Source organism: Arenimonas sp. (assembly GCF_041919775.1).
Taxonomy (GTDB): Bacteria; Pseudomonadota; Gammaproteobacteria; order Xanthomonadales; family Xanthomonadaceae; genus Arenimonas.
The window spans coordinates 22,690-44,062 of the sequence record NZ_JAYRTE010000011.1 but is presented as its reverse complement, the minus strand read 5'-3'; the positions used below and the strand labels follow the sequence as shown (position 1 = coordinate 44,062).

Sequence of the window (21,373 nt, the reverse complement as noted above, 5' to 3'; positions counted from 1 at the left end):
ATAACCCCCCGTGTTGCCGGCACATCGGCGGATAATCTTTTTATTTTCCCACCGTAAACTAAATGATTCGCGCCTGAAGGCGCTCCTACAAGGCTCCGGCCGTTGATTTCGGCGTGGGCAGGCCCCAACCTAAGCCCATGGCAAGCAAAGACAAACACGCCGTCCACGATTGCACCGATCCGGACCACCACGTGCACGACGCCGGCGCCTACGTGCGCGCGGTCGAGCAGGCCTGCGTCGACCGAAGCCTGCGCCTGACGCCGCTGCGGGCCCAGGTGCTGGGCCTCATTGCCGACGCCGGCAAGCCGGTCAAGGCCTACGACCTGCTGGACGCGATGAAGGAAGAAAACGGGTCCAGCGCGCCGCCGACGGTGTACCGCGCGCTGGACTTCCTGCTCGAGCAGGGCTTCATCCATCGCCTGGCCTCGGTGAATGCCTTCGTCAGCTGCCACCATCCGAACCTGCGGCATTCGGTGCCCTTCCTGATCTGCGACAGCTGCCAGGCGTCGATCGAACTGGAAGACGAACGCATCTGCGGCCTGCTCGACGAACAGGCGCGCGCGCTGGGGTTCACCCCCCGCGCCCAGACGCTGGAAGTGCACGGCCTGTGCGCCCGATGCGCCGCGGCCTGAAGCCTGCCGCCGCCGGCCTGGTCCTGCTGCTGGCGTCGGCCGCGACCTGCGCGCAGGATTTCCCGGTCGATCCCCCGGGCGGTGAACAGGGCCCGCCGCCGCCGGTTGGCCTGGCAATGCCGGAAGACTTCCTGGCGCCGCCGGCCGACCTGGTGACGCCGCTGGCGATCCTGGACCGCCTCGTCGTGCCGGGCACGCGCATGCAGCTCGAATGGCGCCCGGGCGGCGGCATCAGCGCGGCCGAGATCCCCAGCCCGGTGGTGGTGACCCGCGGCGCGCTCTCGGGGCCGGTGCTGTGCCTGGTGGCGGGCGTGCACGGCGACGAGATCAACGGCGTCGAGATCGTGCGCCGCCTGGCCCACGGCATCGACCCGACGCGGCTGTCGGGTACGGTGATCGGCGTGCCCATCGTCAACGTGCATGGGTATTCGCGCGGCACCCGCTACCTGCCGGATCGCCGCGACCTGAACCGGTTTTTCCCTGGCTCGCGCAGCGGGTCGATCGCCTCGCGCATCGCCAATGCCTTTTTCCAGGACATCGTCAGCCACTGCGACATGCTGGTGGACTTCCACACCGGCTCCTTCGAGCGCAGCAACCTGCCGCAGGTGCGCGCCGACCTGACCCGGCCCGACGTGCTCGAGTTCAGCCGCCATTTCGGCAACACCGTGGTGCTGCACAGCCCCGGCAACAAGGGCATGCTGCGCGTCGCCGCGACCGCGGTCGGCGTGCCGGCGGTGACCTTCGAAGCCGGTGCGCCGGCGCGGCTCGAGCCCGAGGAAATCGCCCAGGCCGTCGCCGCGATCGAGCGCCTGATGGTGCAGACCGGCATGCGCGAGGATCCGGCCGCGGCCGAAGGCGCGGGTGCGCCGCTTGATCCCGAGGTCGTCGCCCGGCGTCCCGACCCGGCGCCGATCTTCCTCGACTCGCGCTGGGTGCGCGCCAATTCCGGCGGGCTGCTGATCAGCGAGGTCACGCTGGGCCAGCGCGTGCAGGCCGGCCAGCGCCTGGGCCGGGTGATCGACCCGGTCGCCAACGTTGAACGCTACATCCTGGCGCCGGTGGCCGGCCGGGTGATCGGCATGGCGCTCAACCAGTCCGTGCTGCCGGGATACGCCGCCTTCCACCTGGGTACGGAAACCAGCGAACAGCAGGCGGTGCAGGAAGCGGCGGAACCGAGCGAGGTCGTCGAAGACGATCCCGACCCCGAGGAGCGCCGGGACGCGCCCGATCCCGCGGCCGGCGAAGACTACGAATAGCTCCGCCGGCCGGCTTCGTCAGAAGCTGACGCGCACGCCGGTCATCAGGTTGCGACCGGGCAGGGGCGCAAAGTCCTTGAGGTAGGACGTGTGCGACCGGGCTTCCTCGTCACCGAGGTTGCGACCCTCGAAGAACACTTCCCAGCCCGCCAGCTCGCCGTCCCAGTGATAGGCGAGGCCGGCGTCGACAAGGGTGTAGCCGTCGGTCGCCGATTCGAACTGCGCGACGTCCGCCTGGCGCTGCACGCGCACGCCGCCCAGGCGCGCGCGCCAGCCGCCCTGGCTCCATTCGAGGTCTGCGCCGACGCGGCCCGGTGCGATGCGCGGCAGGCGGTCGCCGTTGTCGAGCCTCGCGTCCACCGCGTCGGCGAACAGGCGCAGGCCCCAGACGCCGGACGCGTTGTCGGCCAGTTCGATGCCCAGCTCCGCTTCCCAGCCGGTGAAGGTGGCGTCCGCCTGGGTCCAGAGGCGCAGCGGCAGCCCGTCTTCCTCCAGGCCGGTGTCGGCGAGATAGATGAAGTCGTCGAAAGCCGTGCGGTACACCGCCAGCTTTCCGTCGAAGCGGCCGTGGTGCAGGTGCAGGCCCAGCTCCGCGCCCAGCGCGACTTCGGTATCCAGTGCGGCGTCGCCCAGTTCGTAGGACTGGGTGGCGATGTGCGGCCCGTCCGAGAACAGTTCTTCAGCCGAAGGCGCCCTTTCCGCGCGATTGAGGTTCAGGCTCAGGTGGGCGGCGTCGGAGAAACGCCACAGGCCGCCGGCGGCGAGGCTGGTGGCATTGCGGTCGGCGTCGGCGCCGTTGCGCGGCGACACGCTGACGCGTTCATGGCGGGCGCCGAGTTCCAGCTTGAACCGGCCGAAATCCTTTTCCTGCAGCGCGAACACGCCGAGGTCGCGCGTGATCGACGGTGGCACGAAGGCTTCGTCGCCGATGGCCTCGAAGTCGCGGTGGCTGAACTGCAGGCCGAAGGCGCCGCGCCAGCCGTTGATCTCCCGCTGCACCGCCTCGAAGCGACCCTCGGTGCCCTCGTTGTTGAACACCGTGCCGACCTCGTCGCCCTCGAGCTCGGTGTGCTCGTAGAGGCTGCGCTGCAGGCGCCAGTTCAGTTCGGCGAAGGCGCCGACGTCGCGGATGCCGCCGCGGGCTTCGAAGCGGTCCTGGCGCAGGTCCAGGCGCACGATTTCCTCTTCTTCTCCCTCGTGCGCGTCGTGGTCCTCGCCGTGATCTTCGTCGTGTTCTTCCTCTTCGTGCGCATGCGCACCCGGCGGGATGCCGTATTCACTTCGGTAGGTGCTGGCCGCGGCGCCGAACCAGGCGCGTTCGCCGAACCAGCTGGCGCCCAGCGCGCCGCCTTCGGTGGTCAGCGCGCTGTTGGGCAGGCGGCCTCGGGCGAAGTGCTCCGGGTCTTCGCCTTCCTCGATTTCTTCGGCGATCAGCGCCGGTGAAAAGGCGTAGCCGGGGATGCGGACGTCGCCGGCATCGCGGCGGAACAGGTCGGCGTGCAGGGTCAGCGCGCCTGCGTCGGCGTCCACCCGGGCCATGCCCACGAGGCCGTCGTCGACGCTGGAATGGCGCAGTTCCGCACGGCCGGCCACGGTGCGGCCGACCTGCGCGGTCGGCACGCGGCCGTCCACCACGTTCACCGCGCCGCCGATCGCGCCGCTGCCGTAGAGCAGGCTGGCCGGGCCCTTGAGCACCTCGATCTGGTCGGCGAGGAAGGGTTCGATGCCGATGGCGTGGTCGGCGCTGACGGTCGAGACGTCGAGCGCGCTGCCGCCGTTGGCGAGCACCTGCACGCGCGCGCCTTCCAAGCCGCGGATCACCGGGCGGCCGACGCCGGCGCCGAAGCTGGCCGACTGCACGCCGGCCTGGCGCTCGAGGGTTTCACCCAGGGTGCCGGCCTTGCGGGCGTCGAGCTCTTCGCCGGTGAGCACGTCGACCGGGCGCGCCAGGTCTTCGATGCCCTGGCGCAGCGGCGAGGCGGTGACTTCGACCACGTCCAGGGTCCTGGGCGTGTCGTGGGCGTGGTCCGGATCCGGCGTGGTGTCCTGGGCCAGGGCAGGAAAGGCAACGGCCAGGGCCAGGGCAAGCGGTGCGACACGTGGGAAGCGGGACATGCGGCGTCGGTCTCCGGGGAGCGAGTTACGGAATGTTATACTGTTGCAGTCGGAAATGTTATACCATTCCCCCATGGCCGCAACCCCCCCGAACGTCATCCCGGAAGCCCGTCCCGCGCCGCGGGTACGCCGCCGCCTGCATCTGCCCGCCTGGGCCGACCGCCTCGGCGCCTTCGGCGCCTTCGTCTGCGCCCTGCATTGCATGCTGGTACCGGTGGCGCTGGCGCTGCTGCCGGCGCTTGGCCTCGGACTGGTTGCCTGGCACGGCATCGAATGGGCCTTCACCAGCCTGGCGACGGTGCTGGCGGTGGTCAGTCTTTACCTGGGCTATCGCGGGCATCGGGCCTACCACGCCTGGCTGCTGGTCGCGCCCGGGCTGGCCCTGGTCTGGCTGGCCCTGCTGTACCCGCCGCTGCACGATTCGGTGCTGCCGCACGCCGCCGCGATGGCGGTGGGCGGCCTGCTGATCGCGGTCGCCCACCTGGCCAACCTGCGCCTGTCCTACGGCCACAGCCACTGATCCGCGCGCCGCGCCTTGGTGCCTGCGCCGCGCGGTGTTAGGCTACGCGCCCCACGTACACACACTTTCAAGGAAACACCATGGGTAGGGGCGACAAGAAGACCGCCAAGGGCAAGCGTTTCGCCGGTAGCCACGGCAATGCCCGCGCGCAGACCGTCAGCAAGCCGACCGCCGGCAAGGCCGCCGCTTCGGTGAAGGCCCCGGCCAAGGCGCCGGCGAAGAAGGCCGCGGCCAAGAAGGCTGCCGCCAAGTAAGCAGGCGTCACGTGGGGCCCCGGCCCCATCGCTGAAAACCCCGCCCCGGCGGGGTTTTTTCGTGCCCCCATTTTTTACAGGCGGCGGCCGGCGACGTGGACGGCGTGCACGAGGTCGCCGCCGAGCCAGTAGGCCAGTTCGGCCGGGTGGCCGATGCGCCACTGCACGAAGTCGGCGCGCTGGCCGGCCACGAGGCGGCCGCGGTCGTGAAGGCCCAGGGCGCGGGCCGCGTGCACGGTGGCGCCGCGCAGGCTTTCCTCCGGCGTCAGCCGGAAATGCGTGCAGGCCAGGCTCATCGCCAGGCGCAGCGACTGCAGCGGGGCGGTGCCGGGATTGAGGTCGGTGGCCACGGCCATCGGTACGGCGTGCGCGCGCAGGGCGTCGAGCGGGGGCAGCTTCGTTTCGCGCAGCACGTGGAAGGCGCCGGGCAGCAGCACCGCGACCGTGCCGGACCTGGCCATCGCACGCACGGCCTCGTCGCTGGTCCACTCGATATGGTCCGCCGACAGGCCGCCGAACTCGGCCGCCAGCGCCGCGCCGCCAAGGTCGCTTAGCTGGTCGGCGTGCAGTTTCACCGGCAGTTCCAGTGCCCGCGCGGCGTCGAAGACGCGCCGGGTCTGCGCCGGGCTGAAGCCGATGCCTTCGCAGAATGCGTCCACCGCGTCGACCAGGCCTTCCTCGTGCAGGCGCGGCAGCCATTCCACCACCGCCGCGATGTAATCGTCGGCGCGGCCGGAAAACTCCGCGGGCAAGGCATGCGCCGCCAGGTAACTGGTGCGCACGGTGATGCCCAGTTCTTCGCCGACTCGGCGCGCGACGCGCAGCATCTTGCGTTCGTTGTCGAAATCCAGGCCATAGCCCGACTTGATCTCGACCGTGGTCACCCCGTCGGCAAGCAGCGCCCGCGCGCGCGGCAGCGAGGCCGCCAGCAGCGCGTCCTCGTCGGCGGCGCGGGTGGCGCGCACGCTGGACAGGATGCCGCCGCCTTCGCGGGCGATCTGTTCGTAGCTGGCGCCCTGCAGGCGGCGCTCGAATTCCTGGGCGCGGTCGCCGGCGAACACCTGGTGGGTGTGGCAGTCCACCAGTCCCGGCGTGATCCAGCGATTCCCGGCGGACTCGACCCGCGCGGCGAGCGCGGCCGCTTCGCCGGGCAGTTCGCTGGCCGGGCCCGCGAAGGCGATCAGGCCGTCCTTCCAGGCCAGCGCCGCATCTTCGATGACGCCGTAGGCGCCCAGGTCGTCGCGCAGGGTCGCAAGCCGCGCGTTCACCAGCAGCCGGTCCCAGGGCGGGGCGAGGCGGCCGATCATCGGATCGCTCCGGCGGCACGCAGCGCCTGCGGATCGAAGCCGGCATCGCGCGCGATCATGTCGCTGTGTTCCCCCAGCGCCGGCGGCGGCAGTTCGCGCCTCGCCGGTGAGCCGGACAATCGGATCGGGCTGCCAAGCATCGGGATACCTCCGAGTTCGTAGCGCATGCCGCGGGCCAGCGCGACGGGATGATCCAGCGCCTGGCGGACGCTGTTGATCGGCGCCGCCGGAATGCCCGCGCGTTCGAACAAGGCCAGCCAGTGCGCCGCGTCCTGGCCGATGAACAGCTCCGCCAGCGCCTCGCAGAGCGACTCGCGGTTGTCCACGCGCGCGGCGTTGGTGCACCAGCGCGGATCCGACAGCCAGCCCGGTCGCCCGAGCGTGTGGCAAAGCTGCGCCCACAGTTTTTCACTGGCCACCGCCAGCACGAAGGACTGGTCGCTGGCCGCGAAGGCCTGGTAGGGAACGATGCTGGGATGGGCATTGCCGAAACGCGGTGCATCCGCGCCGGTGAACAGGGCGTTGGCGGCGACGTTGGCGAGCAGCGACAGCTGGGTGTCGAACAGCGACACGTCGATGCGCTGGCCCCTGCCATCGTGATGCCGCTGCAGCAGCGCCGCCAGGATTGCCGTGGCGGCGTTCTGGCCGGTGGCCAGGTCGGCCACGGCCACGCCGACCTTGCTGGCCTCGCCACCCGCCGGTCCGGTGATCGACATCAGCCCGGCTTCGGCCTGCACGACATAGTCGTAGCCTGGCCGCATCGCGCCGGGGCCGTCACGGCCGTAACCCGAGATCGAGCAGTACACCAGGCGCGGGTTGATCGTGGCCAGGGTTTCGTAGCCCAGGCCCAGGGATTCGGCGCCGCCGGTGCGGAAGTTTTCCACCAGCACGTCGGCCTTGCGCACCAGCGCTTCGAGCAGGGGCCGCGCCGCCTGCGAACGCAGGTCGATGGCCAGCGATCGTTTGTTGCGGTTGCAGCAGGCGAAGTAGGCGGACATCCCGTCCAGGAAAGGCGGGCCCAGGCCGCGGGTGTCGTCGCCGTCGAAGGATTCGAGCTTGATGACGTCGGCGCCGAGGTCGGCCAGCGTCATGCCGCACCAGGGGCCGGCCAGCACGCGGGAGAGTTCGAGCACGGTGATGCCGGAGAGGGCGCCCATGGCGTTGCATTGTATGCGCCTGCGCCGGGTGCATGCGAAACTTCGGCCATGACCACGCCCGTTGACGCCACTGCCGTCGTTCCCGTCGCGAGCCCCGACGGCCACTGGCGGATCCCCGGCCTGCCCAACCTGCATTCGCACGCGTTCCAGCGCGCGATGGCCGGGCTGGCCGAACGGCAGAGCCGGCCGGAGGACAGCTTCTGGACCTGGCGCGAACTGATGTACCACTTCGCGGCCAGGCTCGATCCGGACAGCCAGTACGCGGTGGCCTGCCAGCTTTACGCGGAGATGCTGGAGGCCGGCTTCACCACCGTCTGCGAGTTCCACTACCTGCACCACCAGCCCGATGGCCGCCCCTATGACGACCCGGCGGCGATGTCGAAGTCGCTGGTGGCCGCGGCGCAGGACACCGGCATCCGCCTGACGCTGCTGCCGGTGCTGTACATGAGCGGTGGCTTCGATGGCCGGCCGCTGGGCGAACGCCAGCGGCGCTTCGGCCATTCGCTCGACGCCTACCTGGCGCTTCTGCAGTCGCTGCGTGCGCAGCGCGGGCCCACGCTCGAAGTCGGCGTCGCACTGCACAGCCTGCGCGCGGTCCCGGCCGATGCGATGACGGAGCTGCTGGCGGCGGTGCAGGGTCAGTCGCTGCCCGTGCACATCCACATCGCCGAACAGATCGGCGAAGTGCAGGAGTGTGAATCGCTTCGCGGCGCACGCCCGGTGCAGTGGCTGCTCGACAAGGCCCCGGTCGGTCCCGACTGGACCCTGGTGCACGCCACCCACCTGGTGCCGGCGGAAGTGCAGGGCATCGTCGCCAGCGGCGCCACCGTCGCGATCTGCCCGACCACCGAAGCCAACCTCGGCGACGGCCTGTTCCCGCTTCGCGATTTCCTTTCCGAAGGCGGCCACTGGGGCGTGGGCTCGGACTCGCATGTGTCGGTGTCGCCGGTCGAGGAACTGCGCTGGCTGGAGTACGGCCAGCGGCTGGCCACGCGCCGCCGCAACATCGCGGTTTCGCGCGGCCAGCCGAGCACGGGCACGCTGCTGTACACGCAGGCCCTGGCCGGCGGCCTGCGTGCCTGTGGGCAGGGCGGCGCCGCCGCCGCGGACCATGTGCTGCTGGACGGCGCCCAGCCAGCGCTGGCGGGTGCCCGCGCCGGCGACGTGCTTGACCGCTACGTCTTTGCCGGCAACCGCCCGCTGGTGCGCGAGACGCATGTGGCCGGCGAACAAGTCGTCGCCGCGGGACGGCATCGGAACCACGAGGCCATCGCCGCCCGCTACCGGGCGACGCTCGAACGCCTGCTGGCGGACTGATCCGTGCCGATCCGGGCAGCCGGCCAACGGACCATGAAAACCGGGTGGCTGTTGCTTGCGCTGGTGCTGCCGGTCCTGTGCCTGGCATCCCCGCCTGCGGACGAGGGGCTGCTGGTGTTCGCGGCCGCCAGTCTCCAGGAAAGCCTGGACGAAGCGGGTGGCGCCTGGGAGGCGCGCAGCGGCCAGCGCGTCCGGCTGTCCTATGCGGGCACCGCGACGCTGGCGCGCCAGCTTGAACGGGGCGCGCCCGCGGACATCATCGTCGCGGCCGATGTCGCCTGGATGGATTACCTGCAGCAGCGCGGCCTGGTCGATGCCGGGAGCCGCTTCGACCTGGCGCGCAACCGCCTGGTGCTGGTGGCGCCGCGTGAGCGGACGGGTCCGCTGGCGCTGGCGGCGCCGGAGCTGCTGGCGGCGCTGGGGCCGCGGGGACGCCTGGTGCTCGCCGATACCGTCAGCGTGCCGGCGGGTCGTTATGCCCGGCAGTCGCTGCAGGCCCTCGGGCTGTGGACCGCGCTGGACGGCCGGCTGGCGGAAACGGACAGCGTGCGCGGCGCGCTGGCCTTCGTCGCCCGCGGGGAGGCGCCGCTGGGCATCGTCTACGCCACCGACGCCCGGGTCGAACCGCGGGTGCGCGTGCTGGTCCCGCTTCCCGCCGGTTCGCACGCGCCCGTGCGTTATCCGGTGGCCCGGGCCAGCTTGGCACCGGCCGCGCGCAGCGCCGGGTTCCTGGCTTTCCTGCAGGGCGAAGACGTGCGTGACATGTTGCGCAGCCGCGGATTCGACGCGCCGTGATGCTGCAGCCGGCGGAAATCGAAGTCGTCCTGCTCAGCCTGCGGGTCGCGCTGCTGGCCGTGGCGGTGTCGCTGGTGCCGGCAGTCGCGGCGGCCTGGGTGCTGGCGCGGTTCCGGTTTCCCGGCAAGGCGCTGTTCGATGCGCTGGTGCACCTGCCGCTGCTGCTGCCGCCGGTGCTCACCGGTTACGTGCTGCTGGTCGCTTTCGGCAACCAGGGCGTGATCGGCCACTGGCTGGCCGAGGCGCTTGGCGTGGAGCTGGCGTTCCGCTGGACCGGCGCGGTGCTGGCAGCGGCGGTGATGGCCTTCCCGCTGTTCGTGCGGGCGATCCGGCTGTCGTTCGAGGCGATCCCGCGCGAGTACGAAGAGATGGCCGCCAGCCTCGGTGCGCGCCGCTGGGCCACCTTCGCGCAGGTTGACCTGCCGCTGGCCATGCCCGGCCTGGCCGCAGGCGCCGCGCTGGCCTTCGCCAAGGCGCTGGGTGAATTCGGCGCCACCATCACCTTCGTTTCCAGCATCCCCGGGCAGACGCGCACGCTGTCGCTGGCGATGCACCAGCTGCTGCAGCAGCCCGGCGGCGAGGCCGGCATCACCCGGCTGGCGATCGTGTCGCTGCTGCTGGCCCTGGGCGCACTGCTGGCCTCGGAATGGCTGGCGCGGCGTTCGCGGGTGCGTCGCGCCAGCGAGTAGGCAGGCGCACCGGCGCGCAGGCCTATAATCAGGGCATTGTCCTGGGAGCCGACGATGCCTGCCGCCAACCGCAAAGACCCTTCGCGAAAGATCGCCGCGCCGCGCGGCAGCCAGCTCAGCTGCAAGTCCTGGCTGACCGAAGCCGCCTACCGGATGATCCAGAACAACCTCGACCCCGAGGTGGCGGAAAACCCCGCCGAACTCGTGGTCTATGGCGGCATCGGCCGCGCCGCGCGCGACTGGGCCAGCTACGACGCCATCCTCGAAAGCCTGCGCAATCTCGAGGACGACCAGACCCTGCTGGTGCAGTCGGGCAAGCCGGTGGGCGTGTTCCCAAGCCACGCCGACGCGCCGCGCGTGCTGATCGCCAACTCCAACCTGGTGCCGCACTGGGCCACCTGGGAACACTTCCAAGAGCTCGATGCCAAGGGCCTGATGATGTACGGCCAGATGACCGCCGGCAGCTGGATCTACATCGGCTCGCAGGGCATCGTGCAGGGCACCTACGAAACCTTCGTCGAGATGGGCCGCCAGCACTACGGCGGCGACCTCACCGGCCGCTGGATCCTCACCGCCGGCCTGGGTGGCATGGGCGGCGCGCAGCCGCTGGCGGCGTCGCTGGCCGGCGCCTGTTCGCTGAACATCGAATGCCAGCAGTCGCGCATCGACATGCGCCTGCGCACGAAATACGTGGACGAACAGGCGAAGGGCCTTGACGACGCGCTGGCGCGCATCGAGAAGTACACGTCCGAAGGCAAGGCGATTTCCATCGCGCTGCTGGGCAATGCCGCCGAAATCCTGCCCGAACTGGTGCGCCGCGGCGTGCGTCCGGATGCGGTCACCGACCAGACCTCCGCGCACGATCCCCTGCACGGTTACCTGCCGGCCGGCTGGTCGCTGGAAGAATGGTTCTCCGAACAAAAGAACAACCCGCAGAAGGTCATCGATGCCGCCAAGCACTCGATGCGCACGCACGTTGAGGCGATGCTGAACTTCGAGGACATGGGCGTGCCCACCTTCGACTACGGCAACAACATCCGGCAGATGGCCTTCGACGTCGGCTGCAAGGATGCCTTCGACTTCCCGGGTTTCGTGCCGGCCTACGTGCGGCCGCTGTTCTGCCGCGGCGTCGGGCCGTTCCGCTGGGTCGCGCTCAGCGGCGACCCGGAGGACATCTACAAGACCGACGCCAAGGTGAAGGAGCTGATTCCCGACAATCCGCACCTGCACCGCTGGCTGGACATGGCGCGCGAGCGCATCAGCTTCCAGGGCCTGCCGGCGCGCATCTGCTGGGTCGGCCTGGGCGACCGCCACCGCCTGGCCCTGGCCTTCAATGAAATGGTGCGCAACGGGGAAGTGAGCGCGCCGATCGTGATCGGCCGCGACCATCTGGACAGCGGCAGCGTCGCTTCGCCGAACCGCGAAACCGAAGCCATGATGGACGGCAGCGACGCCGTGTCCGACTGGCCGCTGCTCAACGCCATGCTCAACGTCGCCGGCGGCGCCACCTGGGTGTCGCTCCACCACGGCGGCGGCGTTGGCATGGGCTACAGCCAGCACAGCGGCGTGGTGATCGTCGCCGACGGCAGCGAAGCCGCCGACAAGCGTCTCGCCCGCGTGCTCTGGAACGACCCCGGCACCGGCGTCATGCGCCACGCCGACGCCGGCTACGAGATCGCCAAGGCCTGCGCGCGCGAGCAGGGTCTGAACCTGCCGATGCTCGATACCGCCGACTGAGCGGGAAGTCGGGTGGAATCCGCCGGCCCGGCGGATTCCGCACTGGTGCGTCGGAATGCCGTGCCGGATGATCGGGCAAACCCATAGGAGAGCAGCGAATGATCGGCTACGTCACCCTCGGCACCAACGACATGGCGCGTGCCTGCGCCTATTACGACGCGCTGCTCGCCGACATCGGCGCCAAGCGCATCATGGAAGGTGAAAGGTTCGTCGCCTGGGGCACGGACATGCAGTCGCCCAGCCTGGGCGTGATTACGCCCTACGACGGAAAGGAAGCCTGCCGGGGCAACGGCACGATGGTGGCGCTGGTGGTTCGCACTCCCGCCCAGGTGGATGCGATGCACGCCAGGGCGCTGGAGCTCGGGGGTACCGACGAAGGGGCGCCGGGCGAACGCTTCAAGGGTTTCTACGCCGCCTACTTCCGCGACCCGGACGGCAACAAACTCAACTTCTTCTGCATGGGCGGCTGACCGGTAGTGCTCTGGGAAACCCTCAGCGCCGCGCGTGACCTGGGGCGCCTGAACGAGGTGGCCTCGGTGGCGGTGCGCTACGGGTTCGGCGACCTGGTGCGGCGCATCGGCCTGGCCGGGGCGCTGGAACGCGCCGGCCACCTGCTGCATTCGGAAGCCACCGCCGAACTGGCGACGCTGTCGCCGCCCGAGCGCGTGCGCCGCGCGTTCGAGGAAATGGGTCCGAGTTTTGTCAAGCTGGGCCAGCTGCTGGCCACGCGCGTCGACCTGTTTGCGCCGGAATGGATCGCCGAGTTCGAGAAGCTGCAGAACCAGGTGCCTGCGGCCGACTTCGGAGCCGTGCGCGAACAGATCGAAGAAGACCTTGGCGGCCCCGTCGCTTCGGTTTTCCCAGGTTTCGACGAAGTGCCGATCGCCGCCGCGTCCATCGCCCAGGTGTACCGGGCGCGGCTGGCCGACGGCAGCGAGGTCGCGGTGAAAGTGCGCCGACCCGGCATCCGGCCCCTGGTCGAAGCCGACATGCGCCTGCTGCAGCGGCTGGCCCGCATCCTCGAGTCGGAGTCGCCCGACCTGCGCCGCTACCAGCCGCAGGCGCTGGTGCGCCAGCTGCAGGCCTCGCTGTCGCGCGAACTCGACCTGGCCGCTGAGTGCCGCCACGCCGAACGCATCGCCGCCAGCCTGGCCGACGAGCCGGCGCTGGTGGTGCCGCGGGTTTACTGGGAGCACACCTGCGAGCGCATGAACGTGCAGCAGTACATCGACGGCATCCCGCTCGGCGACACCGGGGCCCTGCGCGAAGCCGGCGCCAACCTGCAGGAACTTGCCCGGGTCGGTGCGCGCGCCGGCATGCGCATGATGTTCGAGGACGGTTTTTTCCACGCCGATCCGCATCCTGGCAATGTCATCCGCCTGCCGGGCGACAAGCTGGCGCTGCTCGACTTCGGCATGGTCGGCCGGCTGTCCGAAACCCGCCGCCACCAGGTGCTCGACCTCTTCGACGGGCTGGTGCGCCGCGATGCCGGCCAGGTCGCCGAGGTGCTGCTGGACTGGGCCGCCGACGAACCGGTGGACGAAGCCGCGCTGCAGGAAGAAGTCGACGCCTTCATCGACCACTACCACGGCGTGCCGCTGGGCGAGCTTCGGCTGGGCACCATGCTCGCCGAGATCACCGCGCTGCTGCGCGAGCACGCCGTCGTGCTGCCGGCCGACCTGGCGATGATGGTGAAGGTGCTGGTCACCCTGGAAGGCGTGGGTCGCCGGCTCGACCCCGACTTCGACATGGCCGGCGAGGCCGAACCCTACCTGCGCCGCGCCATGCGCGCGCGTTATTCCCCGAAGGCTATCGCCCGGCGCGGCCGGCGCGCCGCCGGCGACACCGTGGGCCTGCTGGCCTCGCTGCCGGGGCAGCTTCGGCAGGCGCTGCGGGCGCTGCGCCAGGGCCGCTTCAACCTCAACCTGGACGTGGAAAGGCTGAAGGCCTTCGGCGACCAGGTCGCGCATTCGGCCAACCGGCTGACGGTGGGCATCGTGGTCGCCGCGCTGATCATCGGCTCGTCGATCGTGATGACCGTCGAAGGCGGGCCGACCCTGCTGGGCCTGCCGCTGTTCGGGCTGCTGGGTTTCCTCGGCGCCGCCCTGGGCGGCGTCTGGCTGGTCTGGACGATCTGGCGCAGCGGCGGCGGCCGCTGAGCCCTCAGCCCGCGTCGTGGACGCGGATCTCCGAATCGCCCCATCGCACGACCTGGCCGGCGCGGATCTTGGCCGTCTTGCGCAGCTCGACCGCGCCGTCCACCAGCACTTCGCCGCTGGCGACGATGGCCTTGCCCATGCCGCCGCTGCCGCACAGTCCGGCCAGGCGCAGCAGGTCGTTGAGCGCGACGAAATCGCGGTCCAGGTTGAAATGGATGATGTTCATGCCGTGTCCGTGGCGGGGGAGGGTGGCCGCGGCTGGCTGGCCAGCCAGCGGTCGAGGGCGTTACCGAAGGCCTGGCGGTCGCGGGCATGGAATCCCGCCGGGCCGCCGGTGTCCACGCCCGAGCCGCGCAGCTCGTCCATGAAATTGCGCATGGACAGGCGCTGGGCAATGGTGTCGGCGGTGTACAGCTCGCCGCGCGGATTAAGCGCCAGGGCGCCCTTTTCCAGCACGCGCGCCGCCAGAGGGATGTCGGCAGTGATCACCAGCTCACCGGGGGCGCAGCGCTCGACGATTTCGCTGTCGGCGACGTCGTAGCCGCCCGATACCTGCATCGAGCTGATGTAGCGCGAGGGCGGCGTGCGGATCCAGCTGTTGGCCACCAGCGTCACCGGCACCCGGGTGCGCTCGGCGGCGCGGAACAGGATGTCCTTGATGACGTTGGGGCAGGCGTCGGCGTCGACCCAGATGTGCATCGATCGGTCAGGCAGGCGGGAAGGGCGACAGGGTAACGCGTCGGCCAGGGTCGCAGGCAAAAAGAAGGCAGGGCCGGCTGTCCCGAAAACAGCCGATCGCCCTGCCAAAGGAGGTCAACGCCAGGGGGCGGTTGACTGCAAATTGGGCTCCGGACGGTTCGACGAGGAGAAGAATCCGTCCGGACGCAGGCAAATGGACCATCCTGGCGCCGGGCGCGCAAGGCGGCGGTACCGGTAGTCGAAGCGGTCGCTGCTAAGCAGGACTAACAGGGTGCCGGCAGGTCATTGAAGCGGCAGGCAGTGGCTGCCGGGAATGAGCAAATGCGGACAAGGTGAGGAAAGAAACACTCACCTAGTCAGGATTGCTGTCAGTCCGGATTCCGGCCGATTCCCGACGCCCCTGGGCACGGGCCAGCCCGGCCCCGGTGAACGCCCAGGCCAGGGCCACGCCTGCCCCCGCCACGGCGACCACCGCCGGGCTGGACGCGAAGGCGTCGATGCCGGCCTTCACCCAGCCGCTGACCGCGTCGGCGCCGCGGTAGACCGCGGTGTCGATGACGTTCTTGGCCTTGTACTTGGCCGAAGGCGCGACGACGGTAAACAGCATCTCCCGCCCGGGTCGGGCCAGCGCGTACTCGCCGGCGCGCCGGGTCACCATGACGATGGCCAGCACCGCGAAGGTCGGCGCCATCGCCAGCCACAGGAAACCGCCGACCATCACCACCGGCACCGTCGTCAGCAGCACCACCAGGCCGAGGCGGCGCACGATCCGGCCGGTGAGGAAGAGCTGGGTCAGGATGGCGATGGTTTGCACCACGGTATCGAGCAGGCTGAAGACGCGGGTCTGGTCGGTCGGGTCGGGGAAATGCAGTTCGACCAGGCGCGCCTGTTCAAAGTAGAGGAAGGTCGTGACCGTCGCCAGCAGCACCACGAAGGTGGCGATGCCCAGCAGGTAGGGCGAACCCAGCACGGTGCCGATGCCCTGGAAAGGATTGCCGCCCAGCGGCGCGCGCCGCGCCAGCACTTCGGTCTCGTCCAGCGGATGCCGGTCGCGCCAGCCCTGCAGCCACAGCGCCGCGCCGGCCGAGCCGAGCAGGAACACGGTGGCCAGTGCCATCAATCCGCCGTGGCCCAGCGCGCCGACCAGCAGCAGGCCCAGCAGCGGACCCAGCAGGCCGCCGGCGCTGGCCCCCGCGGCCATCAGCGCGAACACGCGTTTGGCCTGCGTCGCCGGGAACAGGTCGGCGAGCACGCTCCAGGCCACCGAAATCGCCAGCAGGTTGAACACCGAAAGCCAGATGTAGAACGCCCGCGCCAGCCAGGGATTCTCCGGCGCCGCGTGGATGGCGGCCGCGAAGCCCAGCAGGTTCAGCGCGAAAAAACCGTAGGTCCAGGCCAGGATGCGCCGGCGCCTGACCTTGCTGGCGACCAGGCCGAACAGCGGAATCGCCAGCAGCGTGACGATGAAGGTACCGGTGAACAACCACTGCAGGTTGCGCACGCCGCCGGCGATGCCCATCGTCTCGCGCACCGGCCGCAGCACGAAATAACCGGCGAACAGCAGCAGGAACATCGCCATGCCGGCGACGACGGCCGGCACCTCGTCGGGCTCGATGCCGAAGAGCCGGGCAAGCAGTAGCCTGGTTCCGCCCGGCGCGTCGCCCATGTCAGGCGAACATCGCCACGAGTTCCGCGCGTTGCTTCGCATCCAGCGTCGGGCCGCTGCCGGCGCGCAGGTTGTCGGACTGGCGGTCGGGCTTGCCGGTGGCCGGGATCACCACCGTCACCGCCGGGTGGCTGAGCGCGAACTTCAGGAACATCTGCGCCCAGGAGCTGACGCCGGCCTCGGCCGCCCAGCCCGGCAGCGATTTGCCGGCCACGCGCGAGAACAGTTTGCCGTCGTCGAAGGCGCGGTTGACCATCACCGCCACGCCGCTGTCGGCGGCGACCGGCAGCACGCGCTTTTCCGCGTTCGGCGCACCGACGGCGTAGTTGATCTGCACGAAGTCGGGTTTCTCCGCCGCGACGATGTCGGCCAGGGTGTCGTGCGACGAATCCATGAAGTGGGTGAGCCCGACGTACTTCACCTTGCCCTGGGCCTTGAGTTCGCGCGCCAGCGCCAGCTGGGTCTTCCAGTCGCGCAGGTTGTGCACGGCCAGCAGCTCCACCTTGTCGGTGCGCAGGCGGCGCAGGGAGTCGGCGAACTGCGCCTCGCCTGCCGCGCGGTTGTCGGCGGCGAGCTTGGTCGCCAGGAAGACCTGGTCGCGCAGGCCCAGTTCGACCATCAGGTCGCCCAGCACGTCCTCGGCATTGCTGTAGTTGGGCGAGGTGTCGATGACGCTGGCGCCGCCGGCGACGAATCGTCGCAACACTTCCTTCAGGGGCTCGCGCCCGGCGGCATCCACTTCGAAACTTCCGGAGGTGCCCATGCCGATCACCGGGATCTTCTCGCCGGTGGACGGGATCGCGCGCAGCTGCATGCCCGCGGCCACCGGCGGCGACATCGCGAAGGCGGGTCGAAGGGCAAGGGCGCCGGCGGCGACGACGGCGGCAGACAGGAATTCGCGGCGGCTGGCCATGGCACGGACCTCGGTGGTTGCTCGGGACAGGCGATCGTGTCGCAGGCTACGTGAACTTTCCGTTCAGCGGCCCCTGCCGGTGGTCAGGGGCTCACAGGGCGCCGCCGGGCGGGTCGTCGCGAAAGTCCCGCGGCGCGAGGCTGCGACTGAGCCGGAACACGCCCTCGCGCACCACCCGGCGCACCACGATGTCGATGATCGTGGTCTGGTTGGGTTCGACCAGGTCCAGCAGGCCCTCCCGGCCGGCGTCCGTTTCGGCAGCCCAGTGTTCGACCAGTTTTTCGCCGCGGCGTGGCTCCAGCCTCAGGCCGTAGGGCGGCCGGGGAAGACGCGCGGGCAGCACCACCCGGCCGCGGCCGTCGGTGACCGGCGGCGAGCCGGCGAGGGCGGCGTGGTTCAGGAAAAACGCCAGGTGGCCGGGCATCCGCCGGTTGGCCTGGCGGTCGGTGAGGAAACCTTCGGGCAGCTGGTTGGGGCTGGCGGCCGGTCCGGCGGTCAGCAGCAGGTCCATGTCGCCGAGCCGGACGCCGCTGTCGTCCATCAGCCGGAAGATGACCATCGCATGCGGATCGTGGATGTAGCGGCGGTCGGGCAGCACCGGGATCTTCTCGATCTCCAGCCGGCGATCCGGCTGCTGGTGAAGGCGGTTCTCTTCGGCGAAGGCCGCGCCCAGGTCCCGGTAGCCGGCCTCGTCGGCCACCGCCAGGCAGCGCAGCACGGCATCGACGGTCGGGTGGGGGCGGTGATCGTCACGCACGCTGGCCATGATTCCCATGTCCGTGCCGCTGTGCGACAGCCCGGGAAGGATCCGGAAAGGCAGGGGCGCAGAGCGCCTGTCCGCCGTCAGCGCCAGTGTCCGCAAACGTTTGCGGGCGCTCGGCAGCGCTTCGCCCGGGAGGGGCAGGGGCTGTTCGAGCACCACGTGCCGGGCATTGAGGTTGGCCGCGGCGAGGCGGACCACGCCATCGCCGCCGGTTTCGCCGGTGTAGGCGTTGACGTGGTCGTAGAGCTTGCGGTCGATGGCGTCGCCGCTGAGCACGAACGGGAACACCGGCCGCGGCCCGCGCTGCAGGTTCAGCTTCGGGTAGTCGTGGATCCAGCGCAGGTTGAGTGCCAGCGACTCCGGGCTGGCCAGTTCCAGCCAGTCCAGCACGCCCTGGCCCGGCTCGATGCCGTTGAACCAGGCGCGGATGCCGGCCAGCCGGCCCTTGCCCAGCTGGGCCAGCGCCGAGCCAAAGTTGGCCGGGGCCAGCATCACCAGGTGCGAAAGCGGGCAATCGGCCAGGCGGCCGCTCTTCACATAGAACTGGTCCAGCCATTCGCGCAGGACCGGGCCGCCGGTGCTGTGGGTGATGCAGGCGAAGCGGCGGTCGCGGCCGGCGCCGGCCAGTACGCCCCGGATCGCATGCTCGAAGGCCCTGGCGATGTCGCCCAGCCGCACTTCGTCACGGAAGCTGACGTATTGGCCCAGGTAGACATGGGCCACGTCCAGGCCCGGACCGCCGCGGCGTGAGGCCTCGCGCTTCAGGCGCGCCGGCAGTTCGCCGTACGTGGCGGTGCTGGTCACCGACCAGCCATGCACGAATACCAGCAGGGGCCGGGCCATGGGGGGAGGGCCTCGCAGGGGGGGGACCCATGCTAACTTAGCTCCCTGAAACAGGGGGATGCCCGAAGATGGTGCTCGAAGAGCGGCAGATGCTTGTCGGTCTGCTCGAAAAAGGGATGTACGTCAGTCGCCTGGACCGGGACTGGGTAGGTACGCCCTTTCCCTTCCAGGGTTTCGAGATCAAGTCCGACGAAGACATCGAGCTGCTCTCGGCCTACTGCACCAGCGTGTTCATCGACGTCCAGAAGAGCCTGATCAACGCCCGGCCTTCGCTGCGCGTCTCCTCGGCGCCGCGCAACGTCTTCCCGCCCCGCGGCCCCGAATACCACAACACCGTCGAACTCAAGGAAGAGATCCCGCGCGCCCGCGAGGTCCACGCCAACCTGCGCGCCCTGGCCGAACGCATCGCCGACGACGTCCGCAGTGGCCGCCGGCTGGAGCCGGGCGTGGTCAAGGAAGCCGTCGAGCCGATGGTCGAGAGCCTGCTGCGCAATTCGGACGCGCTGTTCTGGCTGATGGCGCTGATGAAGCGCGACGATTACGCCTACAGCCACGCGGTCAACTGCAGCGCCCTGGCCGCCGCGTTCGGCCGGCACCTGGCACTGCCGCGCGAAGTGCTGGTCGAACTGGCCACGGGCGGCTTCCTGCTCGACGCCGGCATGGCCAGCCTGCCCGGCGACGTCGTCCACCACGATGGCAAGCTCGACACCGAGGCCATGAAGCAGATGCGCGGCCATGTGCACCGCAGCATGGAAGTGCTCGACCAGGCCGGTGTCACCGGCAAGTGGGCCCGCGAACTGGTCTATGCGCACCACGAGCGCCATGACGGCTCCGGCTACCCGGAAGGCCTCGCCGGCGACCGCATCCCGCTGGCCGGGCGCATGGGCGGCGTCGTCGACACCTACGACGCCCTGCGCAGCGACCGCCCGCACCGCAACGGCGAGTCCCGGCACGGTGCGCTGCAGGCGCTTTACCGGGCCCGCGACCGCATGTTCCAGGCCGAGGTGGTCGAACAGTTCCTGCAGTGCCTGGGCGTCTATCCCACCGGCTCGCTGGTGGAGCTCAACACCGGGGAGGTCGGCGTGGTGATGGCGCAGAACCAGGTGCGCCGGCTCCGGCCCCGCCTGATGCTGCTGCTCGACCGCGACAAAAAGGCCTATGAACCCTACCGTGACGTCGACCTGATGCAGTACGGGGTCGACCTGCCCGACGGCGGCATCAAGATTGCCCAGGCCCTGGAGCCGGGCGCCTACGGGCTGCGGCCCGAAGACCTGTTCCTCTGATGGTCCCGTCCCGGCCATGATCACGCGCAATACCGCCATGGCCGAGGTGCTGGCGCCGAAGGTGCACGCGGCCCTGGCCGAGGGCGAGTCCCTGGGCGTGCTGTGCGTCGGCATGCAGGGGCTGCGCCGGCTGCGCATCCATGCCGGCCACCGCGTGGTCGACGAGCTGCTGCGGCAGTCGGCCGAACGCCTGCGCGCGATCCTGCGACCGGGCGACGAACTGGTCGAACTTGGTTCCGGTGACTACGGCCTGCTGCTGGCCGGGCTCAAGGACAGCCAGCACGCGATGCTTGCGGCGGCCCGCGTGCAGCGCCAGTTCGAGCAGCCTTTCGAAGCCGCCGGCCAGCCGGTGCTGGCGATGGTGTCGGTCGGCGTGGCGATGTGCCCGGAACATGGCGACGAACCCGAGCTGCTGTGCCGCCAGGCTGAACAGGCCATGCTGCAGGCACGCCACGAACCCGACCGCATGATGGTCTGCAAGTCGCGCATCACGCCTTCCGGCGTGGATCCCGCCGACCTGCTGGTGGCCATCAACGAAGGCCAGCTGTCGATGTGGCTGCAGCCGATCCTGGACGTTCGCCGGCGCCGTGTGGTCGGCGCCGAGGCCCTTGCGCGCTGGGAACACCCCACGAAGGGTTTCATCAGCCCGGGCATCTTCATTCCCGTCGCCGAAGGCTCCGGGATGATCGCCCACTTCACCCGCTGGTCGATCAACGCCTGCCTGCAGCTGGTGGCCGAATCGCGCAAGCAGGGGCTGGATTTCCCGATCGCGCTAAACCTCTCCGCCACGGCTTTTGCCGAGCGCGGCCTGGTCGAGCAGCTGCTCGGGGCGCTGAAACTGTGGGACGTCGCGCCCCGCGACCTGGTGCTCGAGGTCACCGAAACCGCGATCGTCGCGGACGTGCGGCGCGGTGCGAACCAGCTGCGCCAGCTCAACGCGGCCGGCATGCGCGTGTCCATCGACGACTTCGGCGTCGGCAATGCCTCGGTGTCCTACCTCAAGGAATTCCCGGCCACCGAGATGAAGATCGACCAGTCCTTCGTGACCGGCATGCTGGGCGACCTGCGGTCGCTGCAGATCGTCAAGGCCATGATCGGCTTCGCGCACCAGATGGGCATGCGGGTGGTCGCCGAAGGCGTCGAGGACGAGGCCACGCTCGAAGCCCTGGGCGACCTCAACTGCAACCTGGCCCAGGGCTGGGCGATCGGCAAGCCGATGCCGCCGGCCGATTTCATGGCGATGCTCGCGGCGGCCGGGCCGCGCTGAG

General features: G+C 70.2%; 20 protein-coding genes. 12 read left to right on the top strand and 8 right to left on the bottom strand.

The annotated features are described in order from the left end of the window. The first annotated feature begins 137 nt into the window (after window positions 1–137). Window positions 138–632: a transcriptional repressor gene (locus tag ACE3TE_RS08070; protein WP_374603881.1), complete on the top strand. Its 495-nt coding sequence runs from the start codon at window positions 138–140 to the stop codon at window positions 630–632. Continuing rightward, entirely contained in the window at window positions 617–1,888 is a 1,272-nt protein-coding gene (locus ACE3TE_RS08065) for a succinylglutamate desuccinylase/aspartoacylase family protein (RefSeq protein WP_374603879.1), read from the top strand. Before ACE3TE_RS08070 ends, ACE3TE_RS08065 begins: the two co-directional genes overlap by 16 nt. Window positions 1,889–1,906: 18 nt before the next feature. Here the strand turns inward: ACE3TE_RS08065 and ACE3TE_RS08060 are convergent, their stop codons facing one another. Next, the gene (locus ACE3TE_RS08060; protein ID WP_374603877.1) at window positions 1,907–4,003 is read right to left on the bottom strand and encodes a TonB-dependent receptor; all 2,097 of its coding nucleotides are present in this window, start codon (window positions 4,001–4,003) and stop codon (window positions 1,907–1,909) included. 73 nt (window positions 4,004–4,076) lie between these two features. Between ACE3TE_RS08060 and ACE3TE_RS08055 the strand changes: the two genes are divergently transcribed. Together ACE3TE_RS08055 and ACE3TE_RS08050 are read left to right on the top strand one after the other, a co-directional pair. Then, window positions 4,077–4,523: a MerC domain-containing protein gene (locus ACE3TE_RS08055; RefSeq protein WP_374603875.1), complete on the top strand. Its 447-nt coding sequence runs from the start codon at window positions 4,077–4,079 to the stop codon at window positions 4,521–4,523. 80 nt (window positions 4,524–4,603) lie between these two features. Continuing rightward, window positions 4,604–4,777: a 30S ribosomal protein THX gene (locus ACE3TE_RS08050; RefSeq protein WP_188660901.1), complete on the top strand. Its 174-nt coding sequence runs from the start codon at window positions 4,604–4,606 to the stop codon at window positions 4,775–4,777. A 74-nt stretch (window positions 4,778–4,851) separates the two neighbouring features. Here the strand turns inward: ACE3TE_RS08050 and hutI are convergent, their stop codons facing one another. Next, window positions 4,852–6,084: an imidazolonepropionase gene (gene hutI, locus ACE3TE_RS08045; protein ID WP_374603873.1), complete on the bottom strand. Its 1,233-nt coding sequence runs from the start codon at window positions 6,082–6,084 to the stop codon at window positions 4,852–4,854. After that, entirely contained in the window at window positions 6,081–7,241 is a 1,161-nt protein-coding gene (locus ACE3TE_RS08040; RefSeq protein WP_374603871.1) for a CaiB/BaiF CoA transferase family protein, read from the bottom strand. The genes hutI and ACE3TE_RS08040 overlap by 4 nt, the downstream gene beginning before the upstream one ends. Before the next feature lie 48 nt (window positions 7,242–7,289). Between ACE3TE_RS08040 and ACE3TE_RS08035 the strand changes: the two genes are divergently transcribed. The 6 genes from ACE3TE_RS08035 to ACE3TE_RS08010 all read left to right on the top strand — a co-directional run bounded on the left by ACE3TE_RS08035 (window position 7,290) and on the right by ACE3TE_RS08010 (window position 13,938). Next, window positions 7,290–8,558, top strand: coding sequence for a formimidoylglutamate deiminase (locus ACE3TE_RS08035; RefSeq protein ID WP_374603869.1), 1,269 nt, complete (start codon window positions 7,290–7,292; stop codon window positions 8,556–8,558). A 33-nt stretch (window positions 8,559–8,591) separates the two neighbouring features. Continuing rightward, window positions 8,592–9,353 carry a molybdate ABC transporter substrate-binding protein gene (gene modA / locus ACE3TE_RS08030; protein WP_374603867.1) on the top strand — a complete coding sequence of 254 codons (762 nt, stop codon included), beginning with the start codon at window positions 8,592–8,594 and terminating at the stop codon, window positions 9,351–9,353. Continuing rightward, on the top strand, window positions 9,353–10,042 hold the full coding sequence (gene modB, locus ACE3TE_RS08025) for a molybdate ABC transporter permease subunit (protein ID WP_374603955.1): 690 nt from the start codon (window positions 9,353–9,355) through the stop codon (window positions 10,040–10,042). The genes modA and modB overlap by 1 nt, the downstream gene beginning before the upstream one ends. Before the next feature lie 54 nt (window positions 10,043–10,096). After that, on the top strand, window positions 10,097–11,779 hold the full coding sequence (gene hutU / locus ACE3TE_RS08020) for a urocanate hydratase (RefSeq protein ID WP_374603865.1): 1,683 nt from the start codon (window positions 10,097–10,099) through the stop codon (window positions 11,777–11,779). Window positions 11,780–11,877: 98 nt separating this feature from the next. Then, on the top strand, window positions 11,878–12,249 hold the full coding sequence (locus ACE3TE_RS08015) for a VOC family protein (RefSeq protein WP_374603863.1): 372 nt from the start codon (window positions 11,878–11,880) through the stop codon (window positions 12,247–12,249). A gap of 6 nt (window positions 12,250–12,255) precedes the next feature. Then, the gene (locus ACE3TE_RS08010) at window positions 12,256–13,938 is read left to right on the top strand and encodes an ABC1 kinase family protein (protein ID WP_374603862.1); all 1,683 of its coding nucleotides are present in this window, start codon (window positions 12,256–12,258) and stop codon (window positions 13,936–13,938) included. A 4-nt stretch (window positions 13,939–13,942) separates the two neighbouring features. Here ACE3TE_RS08010 and ACE3TE_RS08005 read toward each other — a convergent pair whose 3' ends face one another. From ACE3TE_RS08005 to ACE3TE_RS07985, 5 genes are all read right to left on the bottom strand, one after another. After that, a complete protein-coding gene (locus ACE3TE_RS08005; protein WP_374603860.1) occupies window positions 13,943–14,164 on the bottom strand; it encodes an RNA-binding S4 domain-containing protein in 222 nt (73 codons plus the stop codon). Next, a complete protein-coding gene (locus ACE3TE_RS08000; RefSeq protein ID WP_374603858.1) occupies window positions 14,161–14,637 on the bottom strand; it encodes a YaiI/YqxD family protein in 477 nt (158 codons plus the stop codon). Before ACE3TE_RS08000 ends, ACE3TE_RS08005 begins: the two co-directional genes overlap by 4 nt. Before the next feature lie 352 nt (window positions 14,638–14,989). Continuing rightward, the gene (locus ACE3TE_RS07995) at window positions 14,990–16,303 is read right to left on the bottom strand and encodes an NTP/NDP exchange transporter (protein ID WP_374603857.1); all 1,314 of its coding nucleotides are present in this window, start codon (window positions 16,301–16,303) and stop codon (window positions 14,990–14,992) included. A gap of 1 nt (window position 16,304) precedes the next feature. Continuing rightward, on the bottom strand, window positions 16,305–17,216 hold the full coding sequence (locus tag ACE3TE_RS07990; protein WP_374603855.1) for an aldo/keto reductase: 912 nt from the start codon (window positions 17,214–17,216) through the stop codon (window positions 16,305–16,307). Between the two features lie 91 nt (window positions 17,217–17,307). Further along, window positions 17,308–18,822 (bottom strand): esterase/lipase family protein, encoded by a 1,515-nt coding sequence (locus tag ACE3TE_RS07985; protein ID WP_374603853.1) that lies wholly within the window; start codon window positions 18,820–18,822, stop codon window positions 17,308–17,310. 68 nt (window positions 18,823–18,890) lie between these two features. Between ACE3TE_RS07985 and ACE3TE_RS07980 the strand changes: the two genes are divergently transcribed. Together ACE3TE_RS07980 and ACE3TE_RS07975 are read left to right on the top strand one after the other, a co-directional pair. After that, window positions 18,891–20,105 carry an HD-GYP domain-containing protein gene (locus ACE3TE_RS07980; RefSeq protein ID WP_374603851.1) on the top strand — a complete coding sequence of 405 codons (1,215 nt, stop codon included), beginning with the start codon at window positions 18,891–18,893 and terminating at the stop codon, window positions 20,103–20,105. A 16-nt stretch (window positions 20,106–20,121) separates the two neighbouring features. Next, on the top strand, window positions 20,122–21,372 hold the full coding sequence (locus tag ACE3TE_RS07975) for a putative bifunctional diguanylate cyclase/phosphodiesterase (RefSeq protein WP_374603850.1): 1,251 nt from the start codon (window positions 20,122–20,124) through the stop codon (window positions 21,370–21,372). The last annotated feature ends 1 nt before the right edge of the window (window position 21,373 follow it).

What these genes read in the sequence shown, in the direction of transcription:
- ACE3TE_RS08070 (WP_374603881.1), top strand. Translation starts at nt 138, where the DNA reads ATGGCAAGCAAAGACAAACACGCCGTCCACGATTGCACCGATCCGGAC.
- ACE3TE_RS08065 (WP_374603879.1), top strand. Translation starts at nt 617, where the DNA reads ATGCGCCGCGGCCTGAAGCCTGCCGCCGCCGGCCTGGTCCTGCTGCTG.
- ACE3TE_RS08060 (WP_374603877.1), bottom strand. Translation starts at nt 4,003, where the DNA reads ATGTCCCGCTTCCCACGTGTCGCACCGCTTGCCCTGGCCCTGGCCGTT.
- ACE3TE_RS08055 (WP_374603875.1), top strand. Translation starts at nt 4,077, where the DNA reads ATGGCCGCAACCCCCCCGAACGTCATCCCGGAAGCCCGTCCCGCGCCG.
- ACE3TE_RS08050 (WP_188660901.1), top strand. Translation starts at nt 4,604, where the DNA reads ATGGGTAGGGGCGACAAGAAGACCGCCAAGGGCAAGCGTTTCGCCGGT.
- hutI (WP_374603873.1), bottom strand. Translation starts at nt 6,084, where the DNA reads ATGATCGGCCGCCTCGCCCCGCCCTGGGACCGGCTGCTGGTGAACGCG.
- ACE3TE_RS08040 (WP_374603871.1), bottom strand. Translation starts at nt 7,241, where the DNA reads ATGGGCGCCCTCTCCGGCATCACCGTGCTCGAACTCTCCCGCGTGCTG.
- ACE3TE_RS08035 (WP_374603869.1), top strand. Translation starts at nt 7,290, where the DNA reads ATGACCACGCCCGTTGACGCCACTGCCGTCGTTCCCGTCGCGAGCCCC.
- modA (WP_374603867.1), top strand. Translation starts at nt 8,592, where the DNA reads ATGAAAACCGGGTGGCTGTTGCTTGCGCTGGTGCTGCCGGTCCTGTGC.
- modB (WP_374603955.1), top strand. Translation starts at nt 9,353, where the DNA reads ATGCTGCAGCCGGCGGAAATCGAAGTCGTCCTGCTCAGCCTGCGGGTC.
- hutU (WP_374603865.1), top strand. Translation starts at nt 10,097, where the DNA reads ATGCCTGCCGCCAACCGCAAAGACCCTTCGCGAAAGATCGCCGCGCCG.
- ACE3TE_RS08015 (WP_374603863.1), top strand. Translation starts at nt 11,878, where the DNA reads ATGATCGGCTACGTCACCCTCGGCACCAACGACATGGCGCGTGCCTGC.
- ACE3TE_RS08005 (WP_374603860.1), bottom strand. Translation starts at nt 14,164, where the DNA reads ATGAACATCATCCATTTCAACCTGGACCGCGATTTCGTCGCGCTCAAC.
- ACE3TE_RS08000 (WP_374603858.1), bottom strand. Translation starts at nt 14,637, where the DNA reads ATGCACATCTGGGTCGACGCCGACGCCTGCCCCAACGTCATCAAGGAC.
- ACE3TE_RS07995 (WP_374603857.1), bottom strand. Translation starts at nt 16,303, where the DNA reads ATGGGCGACGCGCCGGGCGGAACCAGGCTACTGCTTGCCCGGCTCTTC.
- ACE3TE_RS07990 (WP_374603855.1), bottom strand. Translation starts at nt 17,216, where the DNA reads ATGGCCAGCCGCCGCGAATTCCTGTCTGCCGCCGTCGTCGCCGCCGGC.
- ACE3TE_RS07985 (WP_374603853.1), bottom strand. Translation starts at nt 18,822, where the DNA reads ATGGCCCGGCCCCTGCTGGTATTCGTGCATGGCTGGTCGGTGACCAGC.
- ACE3TE_RS07980 (WP_374603851.1), top strand. Translation starts at nt 18,891, where the DNA reads ATGGTGCTCGAAGAGCGGCAGATGCTTGTCGGTCTGCTCGAAAAAGGG.
- ACE3TE_RS07975 (WP_374603850.1), top strand. Translation starts at nt 20,122, where the DNA reads ATGATCACGCGCAATACCGCCATGGCCGAGGTGCTGGCGCCGAAGGTG.